The sequence below is a fragment of the bacterium genome (genome assembly GCA_040757115.1).
GTDB lineage: Bacteria > UBA9089 > CG2-30-40-21 > CG2-30-40-21 > SBAY01 > JBFLXS01.
On sequence record JBFLYA010000215.1, the window covers coordinates 1 to 6,419 of the forward strand.

Genomic DNA, 6,419 nt, shown 5'->3' on the forward strand with positions numbered 1-6,419 from the left:
AGAGTCATTGGATGCGCTATAGCGGTGCATCGAACTCTTGGACCAGGTTTGCTTGACACCGTGAAGAGTGATAATTCACAATTCACAATTGACAATTCACCATTCACCATTATTAAGGAAATTTAGGAAAGAAATTGTGAATGGTGAATTGTGAATGGTGAATAGTTACCTCTGCGAACTCTTGCGTCTCTGCGGTAAAGGACTACCTGAACGGTTACCGTTCTTAATAAAATAATATGCGAAAGATTTGTGTGGTTACAGGTTCAAGAGCAGAATATGGCTTACTTTCCCCGGTGATGCAGGCTATTCAACAACATCCGGAATTAAAGCTTTGTGTTGTGGCTTGCGGCATGCATCTTCTGGAAAAATTTGGGCTTACTGTAAAGGAAATAGAAAAAGACGGATTTACCATTTCAGAAAAGGTATTTATTCCAGAGCAAGAGGATATTTCAGTCGCATTCGGACAGACAGTAATTGGCATTTCCTATGCAATTGACCGGATTAATCCTGATTTTATATTAGTTCTGGGAGATAGATTTGACGCATTAGCCGGGGCGATAGCCGGGGCAAATAAAAATATCCCGGTTGCCCATATCCATGGTGGAGACAAAACAACAAGCGGACATATCGACGAATCGATACGGTTTGCGATAACTAAATTTGCTCATTTACATTTTGCCGCAACTTCACAAAGTAAAACCCGTCTAATTCAATCAGGAGAAGAGCCCTTTAGAATTTATCAAGTTGGTTCCCCAGCAATTGATGTTATCCTTTCTAAAAAAGCAACATCTTCATCCCAAACGGCAAAATTTCTTAATCTTACTATGAATAAACCAATCTTAGTCGTTTTACAGCATCCGGTTAATGTGGAAAAAGATGACTCGGCAAATCAGATAAACCAGACACTACTTGCGGTTAAAAAATTAAAGTATCAAACAATTATTATCTATCCTAATTCTGATTCAGGCTCTTGCGAGATGATTAAAAAAATAGAAGAATATAGAAAACTACCTCATATCCAGATTTATAAAAATATAGACCACACCCTTTACTTAGGATTATTGAGATTAGCCTCAGTTTTAATTGGCAACTCAAGTAGTGGAATAATCGAAGCCCCTTGCTTTAAACTTCCGGTAGTCAATGTCGGCACAAGAAATAAAGGTAGAGAACATGCAGAAAATGTTATATTTGTTGATTATGACAAACACAAAATTATAGACGGAATTAAAAAGGCTTTATTTGATAAAGAATTCAAGAAAATAGTAAATAATTGTACCAATCCTTATGGTGATGGAAAATCATCCTCACGAATTGTGGAAATATTAGCCACCATTTCTCTCGACCGCAAATTACTAACAAAACAAATTATATATTGATTTTACATTTTATTATGTATCTCCATCCAATAAGTTACCAAATTTTTCATTTGCCTACAAAATTTCAATTGACATTTATACCATTATCCTATATACTTTTGAAAGAGAGACAATATGAGTTTAAAAAAAATCAAGCATAAAGTCCTAAAGATAATCTTTGACGGTTATGGGTTTGACCCTGTAAAGGAAGAGAATATTTTAAAAACCGTCTGGAAAGAATTACCTGATGTTATAAAGCAAAAGTTTATCGAAGGATTAAACAAGGCATTTGGTAAAGAGATAGATATTGAACGGAATAAGGAAAATCTATTCTTACAAATATTTTCAAAGACATTTATTACTACACCACAATATCCTTCTCTAAAGAAATTAGATTATCATCTGGATAAACACCGTGCCCTGAATTTTAAAAAAGTTTTAAACGAGTTTAATTATAAGAGAAAGAATTATACTGAATTTATTGATGATTTAATAGGAGAAATTTCTAAAAAAGAGAACTATGTTATTTGGACAGTTAATACTCCATTCATTTTTTCTCTCCGAAATGAATTCCCTTCTATTGTTACAAAAACAACTGGTAAAGAAATTGGTTATGAAGATTTATCTCCTGAGGTGCAGGGTAGCTCGGAAACAGGTCATCAACAATTGGGTAATTTAATAGTTGGGCTTCAGCCACCTTTTGAAGTAACAGCAGGAATTGAAGACGGCTCTTTTTTTGAAAATCCGGTGCTTCAAGAATGCCTGAATGGGGTCAAAGGTTATGAACGGAATCTTAATTTAACCTTTCTTTTGTCAGGAGAAAAAGGAGATGACGGCCGAGTTCATAGCTGTTGGAATCACTTAGAAGCCTTTTTTAAAATGTTCTTTGAAAATTATGGTATTAGCCCTGATAAACTCAGAATGCAAGTAATCCTGGATGGACGAGATTCACCACCGTATTCTTCTATTAAAAATGAAAATGGGAAATATAATTTTATGAATAAATTGATAACACTATTGTCACAGTATAATGCGACAGAATCTATTACCTGGATAATAGGTCGGGGAATCGGCATGGATAGAGATTATGATGAAATAAAAGGCAAGGCTGACTATGAATTGATGGTAAAAGGGAAAGGGACTATTGTTAAAGATGTTTCAGAAGCACTTAAAGAGATAGAAAATTTACATAAAAATGGCTATATGGATTCGAATATCCCTCCTATAATTATTAGAGATAAGAATGGAAGTATTAGAAAAATAGAAACAAATGATTATTTTTTAGACCTTAATTTTAGAGCAGATAGACAGCGGGCAAAAATAGCCTCACTCCTTGGGGCGAAGGAATTTTTGGTTAGGGAGTCTTCGATTAAAGGAAGGCAATGGAAGGTTGATTGGACAAAAGATGATTTAAAACTACAGGTTTATACTTTGACCGAATATCACCCTGATTTTGAAAATAAGTATGGGGTAAAAATTTTGTTCCCATCAAAACCTTTTGAACATAATTACTTATCTATTTTAGCAAAGGCGAGTGAGGAACTCAATTTTAAATTTAATTATCTCTTGTTAGCTGAAAGCACTAAGGCTTTACATGTTGGTTTTTTCATTCGAGGGAAAAGAGAAAAAATTGAAATTCCAGAACATGAAACAAGAATAATAATTCCATCATACGGAGTTGAATTAGATATTAAAAATGATGACGATTATTTTAAGACACCTCAAATGAAGGCGTATTCTATTATGGGAACTCTTTTAAATGAATTATATAGAGAAGACTTCGAGCTTGTAATTGTAAATTTTTCAAACTGTGATATGTTAGGGCATTTAATAGTAAATCATTTCACCGCCTGTGTTAAAGCGGTGGAGGTTATGGAAGAAATATCAAAGATTATTATTCCTTTTGCATTAAAAATGGGCTATTATATAATATTGACCTCTGACCATGGTTGCATTGATGATTCATCTCCAGGACATGGATTAAATGATATCCTGACAACCTTTATTTCACCTGATGACGATATAGATTTAACCGTGGATTATAAAGAAAAGGCTAAATTATTTGATATCCCCTGGTGTGTCCTGGAGATTATGGGTGTAAAGGAATTGATAAAACCTTTCATTCCTGATATTCCTATGACACTTAAAACAAGAGGGTTAATAGGTAAATCCCTGATTTCATTAAAACGGTACTAAAATGCTTTTAAGTATTTGGTAACTATTCACCGCAGAGACGCAGAGGAACAGAGAAAAAAGGATTTAAATTAGATTGTGGATACCGGATAGATCTTTTAGTTGAAGAAAAAGTTATCGTAGAATTAAAAGCAGTCGAGCAACTACTTCCGATTCACGAAGCTCAACTTTTAACCTATCTAAAAATGATGAATAAAAGGATAGGTTTATTGATCAACTTTAATGTTTCTGTTCTAAGAGATGGAATTAAACGTATAGCCAATAGATTTTAATTTTTTCTCTGTGTCTCCGCGTCTCTGCGGTGAATAGTTACTTTTTAGGTAACGCTTACGAATTAATAATAATACCCCTTATAATGATAAAGTTTCTCATAAACATATTGAGGCAGAATATGTTCCTTTTTATTTAATACCACACCTAATATTTTAGTTTGAGTAGATTCTATTGATAATTGAGCTCGCTGTATCATTTCTCGTTGAGTCTTATCTGCCTCAACAACAAGAATTACACCATCCACATAAGGACATAAAACTAATGGGTCACTACTTGATAAGACAGGTGCAGAATCCAATAAAATAATATCGGATGCCCCTTTTAAGACTTGAATAATTTCATTCATCTTATTTGAGCCTAATAACATTGATGTGCTTGATGATGATTTACCACTTGGAATTACACATAAATTTTTAATATTTAATTTAGTTACCACATCATTAAGTTGGCAACTATTGATTAATACATCAGATAATCCCGGGTCTTTGTTTAAATTAAATAGATGATGTATAGTTGGATGATACAAATCACTATCTATAAGTATTGTTTTCATTTCATTCACTTTGGCAAAACCTAAAGCCAGATTTGCCGCAACCACAGTTTTTCCTTCTCCGCCAAAGGTACTGGTGATTAATATTGTCTTTAATGAGCCTTCTTTTACCAATAGATATATTTTACCGAGCAGATTGTAAAAAGCCGCTCCAAATGAAGACCTTAAATCAAAATCAAAAAGTATATTTGTCTTGTAATCTTCAAAACTTTTTCTATGTTTTTTCATTTTCGTTTTAGCTCCTTACTTTTTCATCGGGATTAGTCCTAATACAGGTAATTTTAAATACCCTTCTGCATCTTCAGGTGTTTTAAAAGAATGGTTAATGTATTCAAGTATAAAGGCTAATGTAATTCCTACCATAATTGAGCATAGAGCACCAATAAGTAAATTTCGTGTTTTGGTTGGCTTTATTGGTAGTAATGGGACCAATGCAGGTTCTATAATCCTGATATTTCCAATCTTTATTGCCTCAGAAATCATAGATTCTTGTTGCTTTTCTAGAAGGATATTATACATCTTTTCAGTGGATTCCACTTCACGGGTAAGCATGGCTAAGACCATCTCCTTTTCTGCTAAACCCTCAAGTTTTGATTTATATTCATTGATGGTTGTAATTAATGCGTTTCCTTTTGACTCTAAAGCATTTATCTCAGTTTCAAACATTATTATTTTTTCTTTTATATTTTCATGAATAGGATTTAATGTTGAAACCTCCTGACTAATAACCTTTTCTACTTCACTCTTTATTCTTGCGGTAACCTCCTTAATCTCAGATTCTACTTCTCTAACCTTTGGATGGGTTTTACCATATTTTTTTAATAAAGTTGGTAACTTAATCTCTAAAGATGTCAATTCTGCCTTGAGGTCTTTAACGATAGGATTTTCACTAATAGTTGTCGAGGAGATTATTTTTTCATCCTGAAGTTTAAATTTCTCTTTTAAATTCCTGTAATTTTCATTTAATTCCTTTTTATTTGCCTGTAATTTATAATACTCTGCCTCAAAATTTGCGATGCTTGCTACTTTACTTTGCACCTCAGTAGGTAGTGACATAATTCCTTCCTGCTCTTTAAATTGCTTAAGGTTATCTTCATACTTTTTTAATTTAGATTCCATAGTTTTTAATTGTTCTGTAATGAAATAATACGCGTTTCTGGCTTCACTACTTTTAATATCAAGTGATTGGTCGATATAAACCTGAACTATGGTATTGGCAATTTTTGCGGACATCTTAGCATTATGGTCTGTAACTCCGACCATGATAATATCTGTCGTTTTAATAGGAACAATTTGAACACTCTCTTTTACCTTATTTACAACTATTCGAAAATGCGAAAGTCCTTCTCCTCTATCTTTTTCAGGTAAAAGATGTCCTGGAATTATCTTTTTGATAGAAGATTTGATAGAATTGATACATTTTTCACTAAAGGTGGGGGTTATTCTTCTTTTATCCAAATTTAATCTTCTAACTGTTTCCTCAATTATCGGATTACTTTTTATTATTTCACTTTGTGTCTTCAGGACATCACTTCCTCGTGCAAGTGATACTTCACTCAACTCTTCGGAAAATGGAACTTCCACACCTTTAGGTCCTTCTATTAAAACCTTTACGATTGACAGATAGGTTGGTCTTTGAAGATTATTTCCAATAATGACCATAATGATGGTGAATAGGAAGATAAGAATTATCATCCATTTCCTTTTATATAATATTTCGATGTAATTAATACTACTGGTGTAGTGAATCAATTTATTCTCCTGAAAATAGCGAATTAGTGAATTAGAGATTAGCGAATTAGTATAGTATCCACAGACTCGTATCCTCTGGTGTAGAACAGATATTCCCCCTTAATAAAGGGGGTTAGGGGGTTGTTCTTCCATTATTTTCATCCCCCTTTGTGAGTCGCAGACTCATGACCGTTTCTCCTGAAAATGTTTGTAAGTTGTTGTAATTACTAATGTTTTGTAATAAAGATGAGAGATTTAAACTACCTTTTCTCTTAAAAACACACAATATTCCCTTCTTGCCATCGTCTCGAAAAAAA

The 6,419-nt window shown here is 33.2% G+C and carries 5 protein-coding genes and 1 pseudogene; 3 read left to right on the forward strand and 3 right to left on the reverse strand.

What is annotated here, in order from left to right; genetic code table 11:
* Nucleotides 1–236: 236 nt before the first annotated feature.
* The 3 genes and pseudogenes from neuC to AB1422_15175 all read left to right on the forward strand — a co-directional run bounded on the left by neuC (nt 237) and on the right by AB1422_15175 (nt 3,820).
* Complete coding sequence (gene neuC / locus AB1422_15165; GenBank protein MEW6620651.1) at nt 237–1,376, forward strand: UDP-N-acetylglucosamine 2-epimerase; 1,140 nt, start codon at nt 237–239, stop codon at nt 1,374–1,376.
* Nucleotides 1,377–1,490: 114 nt separating this feature from the next.
* Nucleotides 1,491–3,551 (forward strand): hypothetical protein, encoded by a 2,061-nt coding sequence (locus AB1422_15170; GenBank protein MEW6620652.1) that lies wholly within the window; start codon nt 1,491–1,493, stop codon nt 3,549–3,551.
* Between the two features lie 56 nt (nt 3,552–3,607).
* Nucleotides 3,608–3,820 (forward strand): annotated as a pseudogene (locus tag AB1422_15175) (GxxExxY protein).
* Between the two features lie 62 nt (nt 3,821–3,882).
* On the opposite strand, the gene AB1422_15180 reads toward AB1422_15175, so the two are convergent.
* From AB1422_15180 to AB1422_15190, 3 genes are all read right to left on the reverse strand, one after another.
* A complete protein-coding gene (locus tag AB1422_15180) occupies nt 3,883–4,599 on the reverse strand; it encodes a CpsD/CapB family tyrosine-protein kinase (protein ID MEW6620653.1) in 717 nt (238 codons plus the stop codon).
* A gap of 15 nt (nt 4,600–4,614) precedes the next feature.
* Complete coding sequence (locus tag AB1422_15185) at nt 4,615–6,123, reverse strand: GumC family protein (GenBank protein MEW6620654.1); 1,509 nt, start codon at nt 6,121–6,123, stop codon at nt 4,615–4,617.
* 112 nt (nt 6,124–6,235) lie between these two features.
* Nucleotides 6,236–6,419 (reverse strand): hypothetical protein (locus AB1422_15190; protein MEW6620655.1); only part of this gene is annotated, 184 nt, incomplete at its 5' end.